Annotated in this window: 23 protein-coding genes and 1 pseudogene; 7 read left to right on the top strand and 17 right to left on the bottom strand. The window is 41.7% G+C overall.

Features of this window, described 5'->3' with window-relative positions; all coding sequences use genetic code 11:
• Positions 1–413: 413 nt before the first annotated feature.
• Entirely contained in the window at positions 414–1940 is a 1527-nt protein-coding gene (locus HMPREF9378_RS08780; protein ID WP_002900154.1) for an ATP-binding cassette domain-containing protein, read from the top strand.
• 280 nt (positions 1941–2220) lie between these two features.
• On the opposite strand, the gene HMPREF9378_RS08785 is transcribed toward HMPREF9378_RS08780, so the two are convergent.
• Both HMPREF9378_RS08785 and HMPREF9378_RS08790 read right to left on the bottom strand, forming a co-directional pair.
• Complete coding sequence (locus tag HMPREF9378_RS08785) at positions 2221–2949, bottom strand: TraX family protein (RefSeq protein WP_002900153.1); 729 nt, start codon at positions 2947–2949, stop codon at positions 2221–2223.
• A 333-nt stretch (positions 2950–3282) separates the two neighbouring features.
• On the bottom strand, positions 3283–3918 hold the full coding sequence (locus tag HMPREF9378_RS08790) for a TetR/AcrR family transcriptional regulator (RefSeq protein ID WP_002900152.1): 636 nt from the start codon (positions 3916–3918) through the stop codon (positions 3283–3285).
• A 190-nt stretch (positions 3919–4108) separates the two neighbouring features.
• On the opposite strand from HMPREF9378_RS08790, the gene HMPREF9378_RS08795 reads away from it, so the two are divergent.
• On the top strand, positions 4109–5512 hold the full coding sequence (locus HMPREF9378_RS08795; RefSeq protein ID WP_002900151.1) for an MFS transporter: 1404 nt from the start codon (positions 4109–4111) through the stop codon (positions 5510–5512).
• A gap of 123 nt (positions 5513–5635) precedes the next feature.
• Positions 5636–6085 carry a DUF4097 family beta strand repeat-containing protein gene (locus HMPREF9378_RS08800; RefSeq protein ID WP_223310222.1) on the top strand — a complete coding sequence of 150 codons (450 nt, stop codon included), beginning with the start codon at positions 5636–5638 and terminating at the stop codon, positions 6083–6085.
• A 119-nt stretch (positions 6086–6204) separates the two neighbouring features.
• Here the strand turns inward: HMPREF9378_RS08800 and HMPREF9378_RS08805 are convergent, their stop codons facing one another.
• The 11 genes from HMPREF9378_RS08805 to HMPREF9378_RS08855 all read right to left on the bottom strand — a co-directional run bounded on the left by HMPREF9378_RS08805 (position 6205) and on the right by HMPREF9378_RS08855 (position 17041).
• The gene (locus tag HMPREF9378_RS08805) at positions 6205–7941 is read right to left on the bottom strand and encodes an ABC transporter ATP-binding protein (protein ID WP_002913475.1); all 1737 of its coding nucleotides are present in this window, start codon (positions 7939–7941) and stop codon (positions 6205–6207) included.
• Positions 7931–9673, bottom strand: a complete 1743-nt coding sequence (locus HMPREF9378_RS08810) for an ABC transporter ATP-binding protein (RefSeq protein WP_002913474.1) — start codon at positions 9671–9673, stop codon at positions 7931–7933. Before HMPREF9378_RS08810 ends, HMPREF9378_RS08805 begins: the two co-directional genes overlap by 11 nt.
• Positions 9674–9769: 96 nt before the next feature.
• Complete coding sequence (locus HMPREF9378_RS08815) at positions 9770–10957, bottom strand: MFS transporter (RefSeq protein WP_002913473.1); 1188 nt, start codon at positions 10955–10957, stop codon at positions 9770–9772.
• Between the two features lie 156 nt (positions 10958–11113).
• Complete coding sequence (gene asnS, locus HMPREF9378_RS08820) at positions 11114–12460, bottom strand: asparagine--tRNA ligase (RefSeq protein WP_002913472.1); 1347 nt, start codon at positions 12458–12460, stop codon at positions 11114–11116.
• Between the two features lie 21 nt (positions 12461–12481).
• A complete protein-coding gene (locus HMPREF9378_RS08825) occupies positions 12482–12847 on the bottom strand; it encodes a VOC family protein (RefSeq protein ID WP_002913471.1) in 366 nt (121 codons plus the stop codon).
• Positions 12848–13026: 179 nt separating this feature from the next.
• Positions 13027–13377, bottom strand: coding sequence for a hypothetical protein (locus tag HMPREF9378_RS08830; protein WP_002913470.1), 351 nt, complete (start codon positions 13375–13377; stop codon positions 13027–13029).
• 9 nt (positions 13378–13386) lie between these two features.
• On the bottom strand, positions 13387–13980 hold the full coding sequence (locus HMPREF9378_RS08835) for a hypothetical protein (protein WP_002913469.1): 594 nt from the start codon (positions 13978–13980) through the stop codon (positions 13387–13389).
• A gap of 14 nt (positions 13981–13994) precedes the next feature.
• Positions 13995–14414, bottom strand: a complete 420-nt coding sequence (locus tag HMPREF9378_RS08840; protein WP_002913468.1) for a hypothetical protein — start codon at positions 14412–14414, stop codon at positions 13995–13997.
• Between the two features lie 232 nt (positions 14415–14646).
• Positions 14647–15123, bottom strand: coding sequence for a hypothetical protein (locus tag HMPREF9378_RS08845; RefSeq protein ID WP_002913467.1), 477 nt, complete (start codon positions 15121–15123; stop codon positions 14647–14649).
• A 251-nt stretch (positions 15124–15374) separates the two neighbouring features.
• On the bottom strand, positions 15375–16556 hold the full coding sequence (locus HMPREF9378_RS08850; RefSeq protein ID WP_002913466.1) for a pyridoxal phosphate-dependent aminotransferase: 1182 nt from the start codon (positions 16554–16556) through the stop codon (positions 15375–15377).
• A complete protein-coding gene (locus HMPREF9378_RS08855; RefSeq protein ID WP_002913465.1) occupies positions 16553–17041 on the bottom strand; it encodes a cell wall elongation regulator TseB-like domain-containing protein in 489 nt (162 codons plus the stop codon). Before HMPREF9378_RS08855 ends, HMPREF9378_RS08850 begins: the two co-directional genes overlap by 4 nt.
• A gap of 114 nt (positions 17042–17155) precedes the next feature.
• Here HMPREF9378_RS08855 and HMPREF9378_RS08860 point away from each other — a divergent pair, with 114 nt between their 5' ends.
• On the top strand, positions 17156–17602 hold the full coding sequence (locus tag HMPREF9378_RS08860) for a MarR family winged helix-turn-helix transcriptional regulator (protein ID WP_002913464.1): 447 nt from the start codon (positions 17156–17158) through the stop codon (positions 17600–17602).
• A gap of 85 nt (positions 17603–17687) precedes the next feature.
• Positions 17688–18152: an NADPH-dependent FMN reductase gene (locus tag HMPREF9378_RS08865; RefSeq protein ID WP_002913462.1), complete on the top strand. Its 465-nt coding sequence runs from the start codon at positions 17688–17690 to the stop codon at positions 18150–18152.
• Positions 18153–18354: 202 nt separating this feature from the next.
• Here the strand turns inward: HMPREF9378_RS08865 and yaaA are convergent.
• Both yaaA and HMPREF9378_RS08875 read right to left on the bottom strand, forming a co-directional pair.
• Positions 18355–19084, bottom strand: a pseudogene (gene yaaA / locus HMPREF9378_RS08870) (peroxide stress protein YaaA).
• A 16-nt stretch (positions 19085–19100) separates the two neighbouring features.
• A complete protein-coding gene (locus tag HMPREF9378_RS08875; protein WP_002913459.1) occupies positions 19101–19685 on the bottom strand; it encodes a VanZ family protein in 585 nt (194 codons plus the stop codon).
• A gap of 129 nt (positions 19686–19814) precedes the next feature.
• On the opposite strand from HMPREF9378_RS08875, the gene HMPREF9378_RS08880 reads away from it, so the two are divergent.
• Together HMPREF9378_RS08880 and trhA are read left to right on the top strand one after the other, a co-directional pair.
• Positions 19815–20276 carry a DUF1836 domain-containing protein gene (locus HMPREF9378_RS08880; RefSeq protein WP_002913458.1) on the top strand — a complete coding sequence of 154 codons (462 nt, stop codon included), beginning with the start codon at positions 19815–19817 and terminating at the stop codon, positions 20274–20276.
• Complete coding sequence (gene trhA, locus HMPREF9378_RS08885; protein WP_002913457.1) at positions 20260–20907, top strand: PAQR family membrane homeostasis protein TrhA; 648 nt, start codon at positions 20260–20262, stop codon at positions 20905–20907. Before HMPREF9378_RS08880 ends, trhA begins: the two co-directional genes overlap by 17 nt.
• 30 nt (positions 20908–20937) lie before the next feature.
• On the opposite strand, the gene HMPREF9378_RS08890 is transcribed toward trhA, so the two are convergent.
• Both HMPREF9378_RS08890 and HMPREF9378_RS08895 read right to left on the bottom strand, forming a co-directional pair.
• Complete coding sequence (locus HMPREF9378_RS08890; RefSeq protein ID WP_002913456.1) at positions 20938–21537, bottom strand: ECF transporter S component; 600 nt, start codon at positions 21535–21537, stop codon at positions 20938–20940.
• A complete protein-coding gene (locus HMPREF9378_RS08895; protein ID WP_002913454.1) occupies positions 21518–22384 on the bottom strand; it encodes a pyridoxamine kinase in 867 nt (288 codons plus the stop codon). Before HMPREF9378_RS08895 ends, HMPREF9378_RS08890 begins: the two co-directional genes overlap by 20 nt.
• Positions 22385–22417: the final 33 nt, after the last annotated feature.

Here is a 22417-nt window from a genome sequence, read left to right as displayed (position 1 = left end):
GCCTTGAAATCAATATTCTTAGAGAGTTTATAAAAATTAGCTCCAAAATCTTTTAAAAAATTTTTATTTATTTGAAAGCGCTTGACGAATCTGCTATCTTTTGCTAGACTTAAGACATAACTATTTCGGAGGTACACGGAGACATGAAAAATTAAGTCTATTTTTTAAAGGAAACTTTATTTAGTAGATTTTGTCATGTTTCTGCATATCCGCGGGATGTTCATTTTTTGTGCTTTCTAGCTTCTATTTGCTTATCTTTAGATTAATCCTGTCGCTCCTATGACAGTGTAAGCTGGAAGCCTATAGACGAATAATCCCACTTTGACACTCCTGTGTCTGCTTTGTGCAACTAAAAACAGCTCTGCTAAATAAAGCAGGGCTGTATTTTGTGTTATAAAACGAAGGAGACATCTATGCTTCAAATAAGAAATCTAACGATCACCCACCTAAAAGACCTGAAAGAGTTAGTCAAAGATTTGTCACTGACTGTCAATCAAGGAGACAAGGTCGGCATTATCGGTGAGGAGGGCAATGGCAAGTCCACCCTGCTCAAGCTCTTGCTAGACGAGCGACTGGTCAGCTCCTATGTCAGCTACAGTGGACAGATTGATAAGTCCTATACTGCTGCTGTCTACCTGCCCCAGCAGTTGCCTTCAGAAGATGCCCAACTGACGCTCAATGATTATTTCTTTGCTGATTTTGAGACCGAGCTGGACTATGCCAAGCTCTATCGCTATGCTGGGGAGCTCAACTTTGACAGCCAGCGTTTTGCCAGTCAGCAGCAGCTCGCCAGCCTATCTGGAGGAGAAAAACTAAAGGTTCAGCTCATCAAGAAACTAGCCAGTGATTGGGACATTTTCTTTCTTGACGAGCCCTCTAATGATCTTGATCTCGAAACTCTGACTTGGCTGGAAAACTTTATCAGCCACAGCCAGAGAACGGTCCTTTTCGTCTCTCACGACGAGCACTTTCTTGCTCAAGCTGCGACCAAGATTGTTCATCTGGAGCGAATCAAAAAGAAACAGGAGGCCAGAACCAGCGTCAAGAGTCTGGGCTATGAAAATTACCGCCACCAACGTCAGGAGGCTTTTGAAAAACAAGGTCAATTGGCACGGAAAGAGCGAGAAGAACACGCCAAGACCATGGAAAAACACCTACGGGTTAAGCAGAGTGTGGAGCATACTTTACGAAACACCCATGATGCTACTGCAGGTCGACTGGTGGCTAAGAAGATGAAAAACGTTCTCTCACAGGGCAAACGATTTGAAAAGGCTGGCGCTGAAATGACCGAAATCCCGACACAGGAAGATGTCATCAGCCTTCACTTCTCAGACATAGAAGCTCTGCCATTGACCAAAAGAATCCTAAAATTAGAAGGAATGAAACTGGAAACAAACGAACGACAACTGGCGGAGAACCTGACTCTGGAGGTCTGCGGCCAGGAAAAAATCGGACTGATTGGTGCTAATGGTGCAGGCAAATCTACTCTGCTTAAGGAAATATGGAAGATTCTGCGTGAGCGGACAGATATGCGAGTAGGCTACATGCCCCAGCATTATGGCGACTTGCTGGCTGATGAGAGCAGCCCTTTGGACTTTCTGGCTCCCTCTGGCGATAAGTCCCAGGAGGAAAAAATCCTGACGCATCTAGCCAGTCTCCAGTTCACGCGCGACGAGGCCCACCACCCGATTGGACAACTTTCCGGCGGTCAAAAAGCCAAGCTCCTCCTGCTCAAACTTGTCCTAGACCGCCCCAATGTCCTCCTTCTAGACGAGCCAACCCGCAACTTCTCTCCCACCTCTCAGCCTCAGGTTCGCCAGCTTTTGGCAACCTATCCTGGCGCCATTATCACTGTCTCCCACGATCGGATCTTTCTCAAAGAAGTCTGCCAGAAGATTTATCGACTTACGGAGGAGGGATTGGAAGAAGTTGAACTATAAGCAAAAGAGGCTGGGACAAAAGTCCGACCTCAAATATAAAAAGCAAACAAAACTAGTTTTCTGGTAATCAGAATTCTGCTTTGTTCGCTTTTCGCATTTAATTATAGATTAGAAGGGCTTAATAATTAAAATTTTTAAAAATTGAAATTTTTTTGTCTCAAACTCTTTTTTGTAGCAAAGAGACTATTGTCCCAGACTCTTTTACTCTATTATTGAGACTTACCAAAAGAAAAATTAACTTAACAGGTATTTCTACTGCAACTTTTAACACATTCATTAACTACATTAGAAATAAGAGAAAGGCAATTCGAAACAGAGACAGGGCGAGCAAATGAAGGGGGTAAAACCAGTAAAATACTTTTCCAATATTGGCCCCTTTTTGACCGTTGTAGAAAGAGGTCACGAGGAGAAACAGAAGACAGGTGGCAGCCAGATCAGCCAGACCATCATAGGAGAAATTGAAGGCCAAAATTAGGATTTGCACACTGTTCAGTACCAAGACACCGCCAATTTTTCGGAAGATTGGGTCTTTAATCTTTGCAAAGGCATAGATACCAAAAACACCTCCCGTCAGTCCGCCGTCAGCGATAATGGACAGAGTAAAACAGAGTAGAATAATTAGAACTTTTCTCCAGGTTGCTGTTTGCTGATCACTGTAATAAAGAGCACAGAGCCCCAAAAAGAGAGTAACAACCGTATTTTGCATGATAAAGCCAAGACCAGTAACCCAGCCCATCAGAGAGAAAGGGATGATACTGATAAGAGCCAGCAGCCCCAATCGTCTCATATACTTGCGCACATCATGACTGTGCCGATATCCTTCCGCGATACAAAAGGCAAAGACTGGAAAAGCCAGGCGGCCTATTATGTGCATACTATTGGCCGGCCAGTTAGGAGAGAGAATATTCATATTGGTAGCCAGTGGAAAAGATACCCAGGCGATATGGTCAATCAGCATGGCAAGCATAGCAAGCAGTTTCAAACTGCTATTGTCAATTATTTTTTTCATAGGATCCTCCTTTTTCCTTTCCTAGGATACAAGAAAGAGGTTCTTTTTTCCATTTCTTTAGCTTACATTTCTCTCATTTTTCTTACAATTTTGTAAGTTGGAATTTCACCTTTTTACCTCATCGATGAATACTTCTGATTTTTTCTTGACAAATAAGACTGAACGAGGCTGGGACAAAAAGATTTTGATTTTAGGAATTCTTTATTATAAATTTTTAAAATCGATAGATTAGACAAAAAAGTGAACAAGACAGACTTCTGAGTGTCAGATAACTCCGTTTTGTTCGCTTTTTATATTTAAGGTTAGACTTTTGTCCCAGCCTCTTTTATCATTTTAACTATAAAGTAAGTTTTCTAAGATTAGAGCTATGCAATCTAACGAGGTCTTCCTTAAAACAGTTATCTCTTCGTCTGAATGCGAGGAATACAAAATTTCATCTACAATAGAGGTGATAAAATTAAATAGGACATTAGAAATAGATTTTAGATTTGTTATTTCTTTATTACCTACGTAATGTTTTAAACATTGATAAGTGAATTCTTTCATTTTATCATTGTGCTGATCCTGTATTCCCTTAACCTCAGGAATGGAATAAGAAAGCATCTCAATTTGCGCGTGAAACTCTTTATCTTCTAAACTAATTAAATTATCAATTAATTTTTCAATCCAGCCTTTGTAATCACTACTGAATAACTCCAAATTTTCACTAGTATTCAGTTGGTTAAAGATTACAATAAATGATTCATTGTAGTCTTTTAATATTAAAGATAAAATCTCTTCTTTATTTGAAAAATAAGAATATAGTGTCCCTATTGAAATCCCAGCTTCTTTTGCAATTTCATTTGTGGTAACATTAAAATAATTCTTTTTTGCAAATAATTCTTTCGAAACAACTAAAATCGTGTTTAATTTATCTAAACTTCTTTTTTGAACAGGTTTTCGAACTAGTTTCTTCGACAATACTTTCATCCCTTCTAAGCAATCTTTCTCTTATGATATCACACTTCCAGTAAAAATTCTTTTAAATGCCATGAATAGCAATAACATGCTATTTTATTTTTAAAAAATGAGCAAATACTCATTTTTCCCTTGACAGAAAACTAAAAAAGAGTACAATTAAACATGAGTTATAACTCATGTTTAGAAAAGGAGAATTGCAATGAATAAAAAAACTATAATAACTATTGCAATGTGTTTGGCTATTTTCTTAGTCATGCTTGACACAACTATCATGAACATTACGTTGCCTGCTATACAGAAAGGACTAAATGTTGGACTTGACAGTTTATCTTGGGCTTTAAACATTTATACCATTATTTTTGCTACATGTACTATCCCATTGAGTAAATTAGCAGATATTTACGGGAAAGGGAAAATTCTTATTATTGGATTAGTACTCTTTGGTATCGGAAGTTTAATTTCTGGATTGGCAATGGAATTTTATCAGCTTATTTTAGGTAGAGTTATTGCTAGTCTAGGAGCATCAATCTTATTACCAGTAGGAAATATACTAGGAATTTCTTCTTGGAAAGTTGAAGATAGATTTAAAATCGTTGCCGCTTTAGGACTCACTCAAGGAGGAGCAGCTGCAATTGGTCCTACACTTGGAGGTATTATTACCGATAGCTTATCTTGGCATTGGATATTCTTTATCAATATTCCCATTGTTATAATTGCTCTTCTATTATTGATAAAATCTTTTGACTTTAAAAAAGATACTACAGTTTCAACCAGAATTGATTGGTATGGTAGTTTGATTTCTATGATATCACTTTGCTTATTGACTCTCGGGTTAATTAAAGTAAGAGATTGGGGTTTCAATGACTGGAAGAGCATCACCTGCTTTAGTATTTCTATCATCACAGGTTTTCTATTTATTATTATAGAAAAACAAAATTCCTCTCCAATGATTAATCTGAATTTATTCAGGATCAAAGAATTTTCATCTGCCTCATTAGTCGCATTTATTGCTCAATTTTTCTACATTGGCGTTATTGTTATTCTACCAACCTTCTTTACTACTGTTCAAGGGAAGAGCGAATTAGATGCTGCTCTAATACTACTCCCTATGTCATTAACTGTTTTCATTTTTGGAGGCTTGGGAAGCCTAGCAATTAATAAACTTGGTCCTCGCTTATTGGTATTTACTGGTCTGCTAGCAATTCTAATTTCTTACATATTATTGATAACATTAGATCCTAACAATACACTAACCATGAGTTTTTCAACATTAGTTTTGGGGATTGGCTTTGGTATTATTGCAGGGCCTATTAATGTTTTAGCAGCTTCTACATTAGATGGAGAATTGTTAACGGCTTCTCAAAGCGTCATTAGTGTTGTAAGGCAAATTGGATCAGTTATAGGAGTTTCCGTATTTATCTCTATACTTACAAATAATATTAAAATTCTAACGGTCCATACTCCTCAGGAAATATCCGAAGCCTACCTATCTATCTATAAAATATGGATTCCTTATCTATTCGCCCTACTTCTCCTTTCCTTATTATTTGCAAAACGGGATATTTATTTACAAACAAAGAATATAAAACATGAAAAGAATTGAAATTGATGTAAGCCGAACTGACTTTGAAGTAAAAAAAGGAAAAGAATTCAAACTATCCTTTAAAAATTGCTCCCGGAGGATTATAAAATTATAATCAATGATTCCGAATTTATCCTGAAAGAAATGAATGCATTTAAAACAATCTGTTTCTGGATGATTCCCAAAATCACTATTTCGATTCCTTTCAACAAGGTTGAAACTTACAACGTTAAAGTTGAAGATAGCACAGCAGCATTTCAATGGCTCAAAGCTGATGATATTAATCTATATACAGCTAGAGGGAGTGTTTTTATTAACAATTTGGAATGTAATACTTGTAACTTAGCTTGTGGCATGGGGAATACATCGCTTCAAGGTACTATTCAACAGAACGCTAATTTCACATGTGATATGGGAAATATAATTTTTTCGGGATATCAGATATCCTCCTCTTACAAACTGAAAGTCAATAGTGGCCTTATCACTGTAAATGGTCTTAGCTATACGAATACCTCTCATAAGCAAAAAAATACCAATTGTGAGTCTCCTATCTTTGATCTAAACTGCAATATGGGAAATATAACTATTTCATAAACTGATTTTTAGCAGAAAACAAGTTAGGCAAACTTGGACTATAAGCAAAAAGAGTTGGAAATTCCAACTCTTTTAGTTTTGTTTAGCATCAATCTGTGAACTTTAATAAAATTCCCCTTCTACTCCTGCGCCGTCTGCATTTGGTAATAAACACCTCTGGCTGCCATGAGCTCCTGATGATTCCCATGTTCGACGATATCACCATCTACCATAACGAGGATGATGTCAGCATTTTGAATAGTGGACAGGCGATGGGCGATGATAAAGCTAGTTCGTCCCACCATGAGCTTGCTGAAAGCCTCCTGAATCAAGACTTCTGTCCGAGTATCAATGGAGGAAGTCGCCTCATCCAAGATTAGGATTTTAGGAACAGCGAGGAAGACGCGCGCAATAGTCAAGAGCTGCCGCTGACCTTGAGACAGAGAGTCCCCAGCATCTGCCAGATAGGTGTCATAGCCCTGAGGCAGCTGCTGGATAAAGAAATGTGCATTGGCTGCCTTGGCAGCTGCAATGACCTCTTCTCGGCTAGCGTCTGGCCGGCCAAAAGCTATGTTATCATGAATGGTCGCCGTCTTGAGCCAAGTCTCCTGCAGTACCATACCGAACTGCTGACGATAAGAGGATCTAGTGTAATGACTGATGGGAACATCGTCTAGCGAAATAAGACCACTGTCTACATTGTAAAAGCGCATGAGGAGATTGATCAGGGTTGACTTACCAGCACCAGTTGGCCCGACAATGGCGACCTTGCTAGCTGCCGGAATCCTTATATTCAAATCCCGAATCAGCTCTTTGCCGGACTCATAGCCAAAAGCCACATGCTCAAAGCTAATCTGTCCTTTGACGTCTTCAGACTGGAGGATTTCCTGACCAGACTCTGCTATTTCTTCTTGGTCCAAAACGCTGTAAATCCTCTCCGCACAAGCTAATGCGCTCTGCAATTCCGACATGACTGACGATATATCATTGAAAGGCTTGGTGTACTGGTTGACGTAGTTGAGGAAGGTCACCAGCTGCCCAACCGTAAAGCCTGTTCCCTGAATGATTCGGACAGCCCCAAAGCCTACAATCAAAGCATAAATCAGGGCATTGATAAAACGAGTCGAAGGATTAACCGTCGAAGAATAGAAAATAGCCGCCTGAGAATAATCTGCATAAGTTTGATTACTGCGAGTAAAAGCTGTATCAAACTGCTCCTGAGCATTAAATGCCTGAATCAGACTTTCCTGGGTCAGACTTTCCTCAATCAGCTGGGTCTGTGCCCCTCTCGCCTGCGTCTGCCGTTGGAAAAAGCTAAAACTTTTTCTAGCAATAAAGCGAGCTAAAAAAAGAGAAAGGGGCGTCAAAAGCAGAACCAAAAGCAGGAGGAAAAAGTCCAATCTGGCCATGCTAATAATAGTGACTAAGATGGTTAGCAAACCCACAAAGAATTGATTAAAAACCATAAGCAGGCCATTGCTGAGCTGCTCCAAGTCCGTCGTCACCCGACTAACCAAATCTCCGGTTCCCTGCCGATCCAGATAAGCTAAAGGTAGATAATGAACTTTCTTGATGACACCTTGTCGGAGCTGCTGGCTATAGCGATAGACCAGCTGATTATAGAGCAAGGGATTGAGCCACTGAATCAGCGTATTGGCTAAGATGACCAACAACATCTGGCCCAAAATCGGCATCAAATGTTGATCCGCTTGAGGCAGAAGAACGCTATCAACCGCATTCCCGATTAAAACTGGGAGAAGAACAGTCAGAGCCACTTGAGCCACCGTTCCCAGACTAGCTAGGAGAAAGAGCCAGCGCGCCTGCAGCAAGTCTCGAGTCAAACGCCTCAAGCTGCTAGGTGATGTCTTATACTTCATGCTTGTCCTCCTCTCCTTGACTATGCTGTGAGTTTTGGATTTCTTGGTAAATGGCAGAGCTGACTAAGAGTTCCTCATGGCGACCAAGAGCCACCTGTTCACCCTTATCTAGGACTAAAATTTGATCCGCTGAGCGCAAGCTATTGGTCCGCTGAGAAATCAAGACCAGACTGGTCTCAGTCAATTCATTCTTAATAGCCTGCAGGAGTCTAGCCTCTGTCAGATAGTCCAGAGCAGATGTCGCATCATCTAAAACCAAGAAAGGCGCCCTCCGCAAGACAGCTCTGGCAATGGTTAAACGCTGACGCTGACCGCCAGAAAAATTCCGACCAAAGGCCTCTACAGTCGCATCCAAGCCACCTTCCTTCTGAGAGACAAAGTCTGCCGCCTGAGCAATCTCTAAAGCCTGCCACAAGTCTTCGTCTGTTGGCTTGCTTGACATACCCAAAGTCAGATTGGAGCGAACAGTTCCTTGGAAAAGCTCCGCCTTCTGAGGCACCAGACTAATCCAAGACCGCCATTCGCTCAGATTTTTAGGACTGCGGCCTCGGGAAAAGATGGTCAACTGACCAGCAGCCACAGGATAAAGATGAGCTAGCAGCTGAACCAGAGTAGACTTCCCTGAACCTGTCCCGCCAATAACCCCCAAAGTCTGACCGCTTTTCAAATCAAAAGTCAGACCAGTCAAGGCTGGACTAGCTGCATTTGGATAAGAAAAACTAACCTGCTGGACTTTAATGGCTTGATTTGGCAGAGCTGTTTCCTGCACTAATTCCTGCAGGACATCTTCTTCTGCTTGCTCGAAGACCTGACTGATACGACCTGCACTGATATAGCTTTGATTGAGCGAGTTGACCAGCATAGCCAGCTTGAGCAATTCCACCAAAATCTGCAATAAATAATTGACCAAAGCCACTAGCATCCCCTGAGTCAGCAAGCCCTTGCTGATAAAGGTATTCCCCTGCCAAATCACAGCAATCAAGGTACCATTGACCGTAAGAAAGGTCAGGGGGCTAATCAGACTAGCCAGAGCTCCCGTCCTGATTTGCCAGGTTTTATAGAGCTCATTGCGATTGCGAAAGGTCTGAACCTCGCGCTGGGTCTGACCGAAAGCTCGTATAACCCGCATGCCCTGCAGCTGCTCACGAGTCAAATTGACCAGCTGATCTGTCAATTGGCGAATCTTAGCGTAGAGAGGATTCATCAGACGAGACATGAAAACGATAATAGCCGTTAAAATTGCCACCATGAGCAAGAACCACAAGGTAATGACCGGGCTGATAGTAAAGGCCATGATGATAGAGCCAAAAACGATGATAGGCGCCCGCAGAAAGAGACGAAGGAATTGATTGATGCCCGTCTGGATCTGATAGGTGTCGCTCGTCAGCCGAGTCACCAAACTAGAAGTCGTCAACTCATCCCGACTAGCCTTGGGCAAACGCAGAATCTTCTGGTATAGATCACCTGTCATCTGGCGGGTAAAGCCCACAGCTGCCTTTGATGAATAATACTGGGCCACCACTGCTACCACCACACCCAAAGCAGCCAAGCCCATCAAAAGAAAAACCATCCAGTAGAGATGGGAGCTGTCGTGTCTAGGAATGGTCTCGTCCACAATCCCCGCAATCAAAACCGGAACCAAGAGTTCAAAACTGGCCTCCAAGAGCTTGAACAAGGGCCCCAGCAAAGACTCTCTGATATAGCCCTTGAAATATTTCAATAAATCTTTCATACCGCCTACTTCTCCATTAAACTGTATTTATTTTACCATAATTTTCAAAGGCTAAAAAATGTTCTCCTTCTGAATATCAGAAAGAGAACATTGATATTAGACTTCTTGTAAGTTCTGGCTTATTTTCTTTAGAGCTATATGCAAAAATGGAGTTACAGCAAATAAAAAGCCGCCCAAAGCTATAAAAGTCCAATCGAAGCCAAAGTGATCAATCAACCAGCCTGTCACAGGGAAAATGACAATCATACTCAGGCTGAACATCATAGAATAGACACTGAGCATAGTCGCCCGTACTTCACTTGGCAGCTGCTTTTGCAAATCATTGTCAAAAATTGGCTGGAAAAGAGCATACAAGGCGTTGCTGATTAGATAAATCAAAATATAGATGATTGGCGTTCCAAAATAGGACAGCAGGTAGCTTGCTCCAGTTAAAAGAACTACTGAAGAAAAGAGTTTTAAGGCAGAATATTTCTTTCCAATCATACTCGCCAGATAGACCGCCAAAATATTCAAAGCACTGCCAATCAGCATGACTACCGAAATCTGCCAATCTTTTAAATCAGGCAATTGATTTTGATAATAAAAATAAAACATACACATCAGTGTTCCGATGATTTGGGAAAGAACCATCCAGATAAAAAGTCCGGGATTTCTCTGCAACTCCTCTTTGACAGCCCAGATAATCTTTTTCATGGTCAGGCGTTCCGCTTTCTCTGCTTTGACACTTGGCTCTTTCAGCATCCAGGTCAAGAAAAGAACGACGATAGAGGTGCCAATCATGATATAGTAGGTCAGATGCAATTGTCCATGGACAAAAAATCCAGCCCAGACCGTTCCCAAGGACCGGGTCGCCTCGGCCACTCCAGACATAAAACTGGAGATGGATAAGTAACGTTCCTTGAGTCCAGCCTCCACAGATGAGTCATAGACCATGGCTGCACTTGTCCCCGAATCAAAATTATAGGACCAAGCACTAATCACCATAGCCAGTGCATAAACCCAAAAGTTCCCCTGCCCGGCCAACATGAGAACAGAAGACACAATCCCGGCTATCCGGCTCAGATACAGATTGGTCTTGTAGGAAAAGCGATCCGCCAACATCCCAGAAGGAATTTCACAGATGACACTGGTCGCATGAAAAATACTTTCCAAAAGCCCAATCTGCCAAAGGGACATGCCATTTTGACTTAGAAATAAAATCCAAAAACTAGTAATGCCTAGAAAGGCAAAAAATTCAACTCCGGCCATAAGGCCGATATTTTTCTGATAACTTCTTTTAAACATATTTTCTCCTTTAACAAGTGTTTTCTAATTTCTATCCTTTGTCACTTGTTAATCTGCTGTTTACATGACTCCTACCTCTTCTTTCTCTAAAATTCTATATTTGGATTATTTCATAGTTCATTGCTGAAAAAACGCCCCATGGGCGTTTGATTCGTTTTACGGTTTAATACGGTGCAGCATACGTGGAAATGGAATGGCTTCACGGATATGCTTAGTCCCTGCTACAAAGGTTACCATACGCTCGATACCGATACCGAAGCCACCATGTGGAACTGTTCCATACTTACGAAGATCCAGGTAGAATTCATATTCTGTCGTATCCATACCAAGATCATTCATCTTAGCAACGAGGGCATCGTAGTCTTCCTCACGCATAGAACCACCGATGATTTCACCGTAGCCTTCTGGTGCAAGTAGGTCTGCACAGAGGACACGGTCTGGATTTCCAGGAACTGGCTTCATATAGAAAGCCTTGATGGCTGCTGGGTAGTTCACGACAAAGGTTGGTACGCCAAAGTGGTTTGAAATCCATGTTTCATGAGGCGACCCAAAGTCATCACCATGTTCCAGATGCTCATAGTCAGCATCCTCATCATTTTCATGGGCTTGCAAGAGGTCAATCGCTTCATCATAGCTAACACGCTTGAACGGCTCTGCAATATAGCGTTTCAAGAGTTCTACATCACGTTCCAGCGTTTCCAAAGCTTGAGGAGCTCGGTCAAGCACACCTTGAATCAAGGCTTTAACATAAGCTTCTTGCAAGTCAAGTGACTCATCATGCGTCAAGTATGAATACTCTGCATCCATCATCCAGAACTCCGTCAAATGACGACGAGTTTTTGATTTTTCTGCACGGAATACAGGGCCAAAGTCAAAGACACGACCAAGAGCCATAGCACCTGCTTCCAGATAAAGCTGACCTGACTGACTCAAGTATGCTGGAGTTCCGAAGTAGTCTGTTTCAAAGAGCTCAGTTGAGTCTTCTGCTGCATTTCCTGACAAGATTGGGCTGTCAAACTTCATAAAGCCATTCTTGTCAAAGAATTCATAGGTAGCGTAGATGATGGCATTGCGGATTTGCATCATTGCCACTTGCTTACGAGAACGCAGCCACAAATGACGGTTATCCATGAGGAAGTCCGTGCCATGTTCTTTGGGCGTGATTGGATAGTCATTTGACTCGCCGATGATTTCGATGTCTGTAATGTCCAGCTCATAGCCAAATTTTGAGCGCTCGTCTTCCTTGACAATCCCTGTCACATAGACAGAAGTTTCTTGGCTAAGCTTTTTAATCGTATCAAACTTCGCCAATCCTTCTTCTTCGCCAAATTTCTCAATGAAGTTAGGCTTGAAGGCCACCCCTTGGAAAAAGGCAGAGCCATCGCGCAACTGCAAGAAAGCAATCTTACCCTTACCTGACTTATTGGCTACCCAAGCACCGATGGTCACTTCTTGACCAACATAATTTTTCACATCAATAATTGTTACGATTTTCTTTGACACGTTTTTTCTCTTTTCTATTTTTTATTCTTTATGACAGACTGCCTCGACATTATTACCATCCGGATCCAAGACAAAGGCCGCATAATATGATGAAAGGTTCCCCCGATAATTTGGCGCACCGTTGTCTTTTCCCCCTGCCTTTAAACCAGCCTCATAACAAGCTTGAACCTGCTCATGCTTTTCTGCCAAAAAAGCAAAGTGAATCGGAGACTGCTCTCCCTCCCCCAACCAAAAATCTCCACCAGGATGTGGGCTGTTGGGAGCAACAAAACTGAGTAGAGAACTACTTCTAAAAGCCAATTTGTAGCCTAGAGGAGAAAGAAAACTTGTATAAAAGTCTTTTGAAATTTGTAGATTCCTGACCTTTATCTCAAAATGATCAATCATATCTGCCTCCTAGATTGGTTGCTAAATGTCACTTTATTTCAAGACAAATCTTTTGGACATCTGTTCTATATTTTACCATAAAGCGATTGCAATAGCTATCCTTGAAGAGGCTAAATCTCAGAAAAATTAAAAAACCAGCCTCCTAAAGGCTGGCGGATAACTCTCTCTGAATAAGAGGACTAATTTTTCGTTCCATATAGCAGTCGATCAACCATGTCATCATCATAGTTCAAGACTTTTTTCAAAGCCATCTTAAAGCGCTGATCACTGAGAATCTGACCTCCTGGACTCTGATCAATCGTCGCATAATTCCCCTCCCCGTCCTGAGTAAAGGCTACAGTGAGCTCTTGGTCAGGATCTTCACAAACATTTCTCTGAGGATCTTTGGAACTCGTAAACGGTCGAAAGTCCATTCTTTGCAGACGAAACGACAGTTCTTTATGAAAAGCCGCAATGTCCTTCTGACGATTGGCCACTGGCTCATGTTTGTCCAGCCAAATCAAAACATCTTCTTTTGTAATATATATCATCTTCCCCTCCTAAACCAAATCAAAGTTCGCCCTGTAAATGACCGTATCATAGCTTGGGCTAGCTGCTGACAGAGCTGCTTGAATGATATGGAGCACGCGCTGCTGTTGACCTTCAAAAGCTAAAGGCAAGAGCATATCGGAGACATTTTTGACAATCACTCCCTTAGTGAATTCCCCATCTTCATAAGAAAAATCCTGCTGATGAAAAATGGTCTTGGTCTTAAATTCAATCACCTGTCCTTGCAAGATTAGCTTATAAGTCTTCTTCCAGTTGGTTCTGCCACCAAAGCGATAAAGGACCAAATAAATTCCCAAATCATGATCTGCGACCCAATCACCCGTCTCAAAAACTAGATCGTCATCAATCCCAGCCTTCTTTAAAAGCTCAATCCCTTCTTCAGAAATCATCTCGTGCACGAACTTCCAACTCCCTTCTTGGGGAAGAGACGCTGTTCCCTCAGTCTCCTTCTGAGGGTTACTACTGACTGCTTTATGATGAACTCTTTTAGGGGTAAATTCTTCCTCCCAAGTCATATCTTCTTCTAAGTCACTGACAGCCCGCCTAGTCGGTAAAAAATCCAGACACTTTTCTAATAATCCCATATCCTATCTCCTCTTTATCTGTACTCCACGTGGTTTACTTCCCTTATCTTTGTATCATAATAAGGGTTAATTTGCGACAGGGCATGTTGAATCACTGTTACGATCTTGTCCTCTCGTCCTTTTAAAACCTTGGGAATCACAAGCTGGGAGATTGTTTCTGTTGATAGACCTTTTACACTTTGATCTTCCTCATTGCGAACTGGATATCTATCGGCCCGCTCTTCTTCTAGGCGAAATTCAAGCAAGTGCCCTCCGAGCATCATTGCTAAGACTTGATATTTCCCTTCCCCGATACGAAATTGCTTGACGCAGAGAAAAATTCCTCTCTTCTCATCCTCTAGTAAAAATGGCAGAGCTAGTTCTTTTTCTGCAATCGAAAAATCCTCGAGAAGCTTTTTCTCTCTTTCCCCTATTTCCTTTCTGATAAAACCCATTTTATCTCCTTTTGTACAAAATAATCTTCATCCCTATTATTACTTAAGTAAAAAGACCATGAGGAACACACTGCAAGTCAATAGAATGCAGGGCTAGACCAAATGGACTTCTTTTATTATACACCGAAACACCATCGTCTTCAACTAAATACTCCTCAAATTTTTAAGTCGTCTGGTGATTCCTATCGGAAAGTGACTTATACATAGTTAATCTAGCATTTATAGCTGCTATTTAATCAATTGGCGTATCATTCTTTACCTCTTCTTCCGTCTTCCAGTAGGTCATACTGCTCTTCTTAGTGTCTACATCTCCCTTATCATTAACTACAATACGGACCTTAAAATAGGTTCGCTCAATCTGAGGATTATAGCGAGTCTCATAAACCATCGTAAAATCCGCATAGCCCGTCCCAGAAAGTTCCTGCTTTGCAGATCCCCCCTCAGTATTTTTTAATTGCTTACTATTCAAAGTTCGCATCTTTAAATTTAAACCTGGCTGGTAATTATTCAAGTACCAATCCTTACGGGCCGAGGAATTCTCATAATATTGGATACGATAGCGATTATCTTTTGCTTGTAGGCTGTAGCTTGGTTCATCCGAATTAGACTGGGAAATAGTGGTCCACCCTTGCTCTGAATCAACAAAAGAACAAGCGGCCAATAAAACCAAACCGACTATCATGAATAAGAAAATAAAATGACGTTTCATATCCTTCTCCTTTCACTCCTGTTTGCAAGCTCTGACAGCTAAATTCCAACTCCTCCCAGCTTTTATTTTCTGAACAAAACCTTCTCAATTCAACCAGAAAATATGAAAGCGATTTTATGATGTTCTATATTATTTTACCATTTTGTCAAACTATTTGCCAATGCAGTTGAGGGGAATTGAAAAGGACGAACTCCGAGTTCGGCCTTATCTATTGTTTATAAATCTTCGAAAGCAGTGTAAGATTGAGAGCTCTATTTACTCTCCATAAATTGCTGCAGGCGCTGAACGGCTTCTTTGAGTGTTTCCAGATCTGTCGCATAGCTAAGACGGACATTTTCTGGCGCACCGAAGCCTGCTCCCGTCACCAGAGCTACACCAACTTCTTCTAAAATTGCTGTCGTAAATTCGGTCACATCTGTATAACCTTTCATTTCCATGGCTTTCTTGACATTTGGAAAGAGATAGAAGGCCCCTTGTGGCTTAACCACTTCAAAACCTGGCACTTGAGCCAAGAGAGGATAGATGGTATTGAGACGCTCTTCAAAGGCCTGACGCATAGTCTCAACTGCCTCCTGACTGCCAGTCAGAGCTTCGATAGCTGCATATTGAGCCGCTGCTGTCGGGTTAGAGGTCGTCTGGCCAGCAATCTTACTCATAGCCGCAATAATCTCTGGCTCACCAACTGCGTAGCCAATCCGCCAGCCTGTCATGGAGTAGCTCTTAGAGACACCATTGATGACCACCGTCTGCTTGCGAATCTCCTCAGACAGACTGGAAATTGGTGTAAATGTATTACCGTTATAAACCAGACGTCCATAGATGTCATCTGCCAAAATCAGAATATCATGCTCCACAGCCCAGTTTCCAATCGCCCTTAGCTCATCCGCTGTATAAATCATACCCGTCGGATTGGACGGCGAGTTCAAAACCAAGACCTTGGTCTTATCAGTACGAGCAGCTTCTAGCTGTTCCACCGTCACCTTGAAATTGTTTTCCTCAGTGGCTTGGACAAAAACAGGAGTCCCCTCGGCCATCTTAATCTGGTCACCATAGCTTACCCAATAAGGCGTCGGAATGATAGCTTCATCACCCGGATCAAGCACACTCATAAAGAAGGTGTAGAGGGAGAATTTAGCTCCGGTTGCCACCGTCACTTGATTGGGCTGGATGGTGTAGCCGTAATAGTTGGCAAAATACTCTACTACAGCTTCTTTTAGCTCTGGCAGACCGCTGGTCACCGTATAAAAGCTAGCACGCCCATCCTCAATTGCTGCTACAGCCGCATCTCGGATGTTCTTAGGCGTTGGAAAATCCGGCTCTCCCAGAGTCAGAGACAGAATATCCCGCCCCTGCGCTTTCAAAGCCTTAGCACGCGCTGCTGTTGCCAAAGTCACGCTTTCTTCCATTTTTAAGACACGATTTGATAATTTCATAGTCCCTCCTTGCTGACCAACTGTCCGCTTTCAAAACCAATCAGGTAGTAGGTGCCTCCCGACTTGACTTCCCAAATGGGTTGTTCTTTAAAATAGCCCATGGTCACCTTATCAATAGTTCCTGCTCCATTTTCCTTGGCAATGCTCTCTGCTTTAGACTGACTGACACCTTGGTCCAGTCGATAGACCCGAATCTCATTGGAATCTTTAGCAATCAAAACAGCTTTTTCGACACCTTTACTTGTCTTGCCAAGCAGACTGTAGTAAGATTCCTGCCCATTGTAGATGGCAAAAGAATCCACTTTTTCAAGATCTGCATATTCCTTGGCCAAGCGACTGCTTGCTTCCTTAGCTGACTGCCTCGGCTGCATGGACACTTGCAAAACTGAAAAAAATGAAAAGACAAGAACACTGAGAACGATAAAAATACCGATAAGGTACTGCCAAATTGGAAAACTGGCTTTATTTCTATTTTTATATTTCACTCCGTCATTATACTACAAATACTCCTATTTTTCTATCTTTTTTTGATGAGAATATTCTCAAAATTCTAAAGCAATATCCTTGCATATGATACTATTTATTGGTAAAATATTGTTATGAAGATTACAGACGATTTAAGCAAAGAAACTCTGCTTGATTTGAAAACCATGATTGTCTTTCATAAGGCAGAAAGAACTATCCGTGCCATTGAAGCCCAAATTTTTAAAAAGCATGATTTGACTCCTACTCAGTTTTCCGTCTTAGAAACCCTATACAGCAAAGGAGAGCTGCGTATTCAGGACCTGATTGACCGTATACTGGCTACTTCTGGCAACATGACTGTCGTCATCAAAAATATGGAACGCGACGGCTGGATTGTCCGCACCTGCGACCCAAATGACCGCCGAGCTTTTTTGATTGGTCTGACGAAACAAGGTAAAGCTAAAATTGAAGCCGCCCTGCCTGATCATATCAAAAATATCCAGCAAGCTCTGTCCATTCTCGAAGAAGACGATAAGCAAAATTTGATTCGTATTTTAAAAAATTTCAAAAAATTGAGCTAAATAATTGCTAACTAGTAATTAATGTTGTAACATATATTGTAACAAGAGAAATATCTCTTTATTTTATAAAAAAGGAGACAATGCAATGTCTAAAGTATTATTCATCGTCGGCTCGCTTCGTCAAGGTTCTTTCAATCACCAATTGGCTGAGCAAGCTGAAAAAGCTTTGGCTGGTAAGGTTCGTGAAGAAATTTTGGCCGCTGATGCCATCTGGATTTTCTCACCTGTCTACAACTGGGCTATTCCAGGAGTAGTGAAAAACCTCTTGGACTGGACTTCACGCGCTCTGGATCTGTCAGACCCAACTGGCCCATCTGCTCTGAATGCTAAGGTTGTTACTGTTTCATCTGTAGCTAACGGCACATCACCAGATGAAGTATTCAAACACTACCGCAGCCTGCTGCCTTTCATCCGTATGAACGTGGTAGAACCATTCACAGGAGTTGGTATCAACCCAGAAGCATGGGGAACTGGACAACTGACTGTCGCAGAAGACAAACTTGCTGAACTCTCAGCACAGGCTGATGCTCTTTTAGCAGCCCTTAACTAAAAAGAGAAGATTATAAAAAGAAAAGAAAACTTATAAGACACTAACTCCTCGCAAATAATTGCGAGGGGTTTTAGTATGAGATTCATCAAAACAGTCGCCATTTTAGTACTTTTAAAGAGACAAATAAAATTTAAGACTTTTAAAGTTTTTTGTTTCATTTTACATATAAAAAGAATGCTTTTTTCTTATATAAATATCTCTTCTACACTTCCTTGACATAAACCAACTCTTGTTCACTAGACAGGTCAGGTCGGTAAGTAAAGCCTGCAAAGCTTAATTTTTTCATCTGTTCGACTTCTGTTACTTGGTTAGTTATTAGAGTTGTTAAAAACTCACCACGCGCTTTTTTTAGAAATGGTCGAATGGACTTTTAGCTTGCCGCCTCGGTCTTCCAGAAACTTAAAGCCTATCATGCGCTGGCGAATTTCCTTGGAAAAGACTGTTTCAAACTCGCTGGACAGGAGGGAGAAAATCACCTCCTCTTCTGCCAGAGCTTGGTTATAAGCTTCTTTCCAAAATGCCTTGAGACTCTTCCCATCTAGCTTGAGTGGCATCATAAAGTCCAAGCGATGGGGCGCTATGGGCTCCAGGACTGGGATGACACCGTAAAGTACTGATGTGATGGCAAGATGCTTCTCGATATACTGACTTTCTTCCTTAGTATAGTCCTGCCTCTTGATATGGCGGTACATGAGGCCATCAAAAAGATAAAGTGCTGGAGCATGCTGCGCAGTTCCTTCTCGCAAAGCCTGAATGGCTTGCCACTCTACCTCTGCTCTTTCTGGGGAGATTTTATAAAATGATGCCAAGTCAGCTACTGACATGGTTGCTAACTCATCCAACACAGCCTGAGTTTGTGCTGAAAGTGGATTCGGGATTGCGGATGGCGCAGTTAAATTCAACTCTTTAGCAGTTGGGATAAGAATTTTCATAGTTTCCTTCTTTCATTTAGTGAATATAGCGGACAACCCATTTACCCAAGGCTGTCTCTAGTAGATAGCTACCAATGATGAAGCCTAGCAGATTGGTCAAGATATCACCCAAGTCAAAAATGCCAAGGTGAAAGAGATACTGGCTCCCCTCAACCAGACTGATAGCCAAGGTAAAATAAGCCACATGTTTCCATGACAGCTTGCAGAGAAAGCCCAGCGGAATGAACATAATGATATTCATGGTGGGTACTAGCTTATCTCCATAAATCCAATTATAGGCAAAAGACTGAAGGTCCAGACTGAAGCCCTGCCTACCGATATTTTTCAAAAAGAGGGCATAGAATAGAATGAGAAAATAGAGGGTGTAACTGGCTAGCACCAGCCAACGAGGAATGTGGCGACTGTAGAGGCCGCGTATAAAAAGCGAGCTAATGGCTGTCAATGTTAGGATGATAGAAGCTGGTATCAGCAGGTTCCACTCTGGCTGATTCTTGTAAAAGACGACGGCTACATAGGCATAAAAAAAGCGCATATAGAGCCAAGACCAAAAAATTAGACTGCCTAGGAAGGCTGCCATATCAAAGATTGTTTGTTTTTTCATCTGAAACCTCCCTTTCTTCTTTTTAAAATTATATCAAATTTCAATGGGACATTCTATTTTTTGCTTGACTTTGATTTACAGAGATGTTATCATCTAGTTATAAAGACTAGATAAGAAAGTGATAAAGATTTGAACGCTCAACAAGTTTTTCCCAAGTGGGACGAATTACCAGAACTGGACCTATATTTGGACCAAGTCCTGCTCTATGTAAACAATGTCTGTGGCTCTTCTATTTCAGCTGCTGACAAGGGACTGACCGCTTCTATGATTAACAACTACGTCAAGCATGGCTATATTGCCAAGCCGGTCAAGAAAAAATATCAACGCCGCCAAGTAGCTCGCTTGATTGCCATTACAACCTTAAAAACGGTCTTTTCTATCCAGGAAATTTCAGCTACTTTAAATATGCTGCATAAATCAGCAGATTCGCGAGAACTTTATGATAACTTCGTTGACTATATGAACGGTAGCAAGCTGGAGGTGGCACCCATCATTTCCACAGCCTGCCAGACGGTCAAACTCTATCAAAAGACCTTATCCCTAATCCAAGTACCAAGTGAGGAGGAAGAAAATCTTGAACTACGCGCTTAAACTCAGTAAAAAACTATCCTTCGGAGAGGAAATCGCCAATGCTGTTACCCATGCGGTAGGGGCCGTCCTGATGCTGATTCTGCTGCCTATCTCAGCCATTTATAGCTATGAAGGGCACGGGTTGGTTGCTGCTATCGGAACTTCTATCTTTGTTATCAGCCTCTTTCTCATGTTTCTCTCTTCAACTGTCTACCATTCTATGTCCTATGGCTCGACCCACAAATATATCTTGCGCATTATTGACCACTCTATGATTTACATCGCCATCGCTGGCAGCTACACGCCAGTCGTGCTGTCGCTGATGAATAACTGGTTTGGCTATCTCATCATTGCTATCCAGTGGGGCACGACCATCTTTGGTATCCTCTACAAGATTTTCGCCAAGAAGGTCAATGAAAAATTCAGTTTAGCTCTCTATTTGATTATGGGCTGGCTGGTAGTCTTTATCATTCCGCAGATTATCGGTCAAACCGGACCTGTCTTCTGGGGACTCATGCTGGCTGGTGGCCTCTGCTATACTGTAGGAGCTGGCTTCTATGCTCAAAAGAAGCCCTACTTCCATATGATTTGGCACCTTTTCATCCTAGCGGCCTCTGCCCTTCAATACCTTGCTATCGTTTACTTTATGTAAGAGAGAAACACAAAAACCGTCTGAGAATTCTCAGACGGTTTCTTTGTTTATGCTGATTATTGATTCATCCTTACTTTTCAGTGGCCTTCTGTGCTTGTGAGCTTTTCTGACTTGCTTAAAGATTGGATATAAGATTGGGACAGCGATGACTGTGGCTAGACTGGAGCCAAATGTACCAGTAATCTCAGCTACTGCCAGCAAAAAGGCTGCTGGTAAACTACTCCCGCCAAACAGTGTTCCTGTCAGAGTGTACTTGAGGATATTAAGCACAATCTTCACCAAAGCAGCTACTACTGCTGTCACAAGAATATTTCTTAGTCGATCCTTTCTCTGAAAGAGTCCTTCATACAGAAAATGAATCACCACGGCCACCGCAAGTGCTTCTAACAAGATGACTGGGATTTCCGCTGCATAACCATTTAACAAGTCAAATATTCCCAGTCCAATGGCAGCCGCTAAAAAACCGAGTTTACTGCCAAAAATCAGACAACCCACTACCACCAGTGCATTTCCAAAGTGAATAAACTGAGCTCCCACAGGAATTTTAAAAAACTGAATGCTCAAAAAAATCAAAGCAGCAAATAAACTAATCATGGTTAAGGTTTGCAAATCAAGTGTTTGTTTCTTCATATTTTTCCTCCATTAAGGCTTGAAAATCAGCGAAAAGCTCTCCTAGATAGGGCTGGTAAACAACGCCCTTCTTTGGATCTATTTGCTCTTTAAAGCTAAAGGCCAAGCTCTTTTCAATAAATTTCAAAATCACCGGCAGGGCTTGTTTGATGTCAATCCCCTGAACAAAAGCCGCAACTACAAGTGTCGTCAATATATCACCCGTTCCAAAAAATTGCTGGGGCAGAGCTGGACTAGAAAAGAGGTTAAACTCTTCTGTTACTACATCAAAATAGGCCACACCAATCTGATTCTCTTTCATGGGCAAGCCAGTCAACAAGACCTTGCTCGGTCCTAACTCAGCCAAACGCTTGCTAAAGTCCTCCCATCTATCTTCTGATAAGCTATCTTCGTAGGATTCCTCCAACAACAAACAGGTTTCCGTCAAATTGGGCAGAACCAAATCGGCATGTTGGCAGAGGCGACGCATATGGTCTAGATGGGCATCTGAAAATCCCTGATAAAAAGTCCCCTTGTCTCCCATGATAGGATCCACGATAAGGGGCAAGCTTTTTTCTTCTTTAAAGCGCAGCAAATTTTCCACCTGTATGTCAGACTTCAAATATCCTGTTACCAGAGCTGAAAAGTCGAACTCCAGGCTCTGCCATTGTTTCAAAATAGCAAGCATCCCATGCGTGTAATCATCTATATAGATGTCGGAAAAACCGCCTGTATGGGACGATAAAATCATGGTTGGCAAGAGGGCAACCTCTAGCTGGCAAATTGCAAAGAGCGGCAGGGCAGCTGTTGCAGCAACCTTACCTAAGCCAGAAATATCTGTGGCTAGAATAACTGTTTTTGTTTTCATGACTCCTCCTACTTGCTCTCTATTGTAAAATAT

It is taken from the genome of Streptococcus sanguinis SK1 = NCTC 7863, from assembly GCF_000194945.1.
Taxonomy (GTDB): domain Bacteria; phylum Bacillota; class Bacilli; order Lactobacillales; family Streptococcaceae; genus Streptococcus; species Streptococcus sanguinis.
This window is presented reverse-complemented; position numbering and strand designations above follow the sequence as displayed.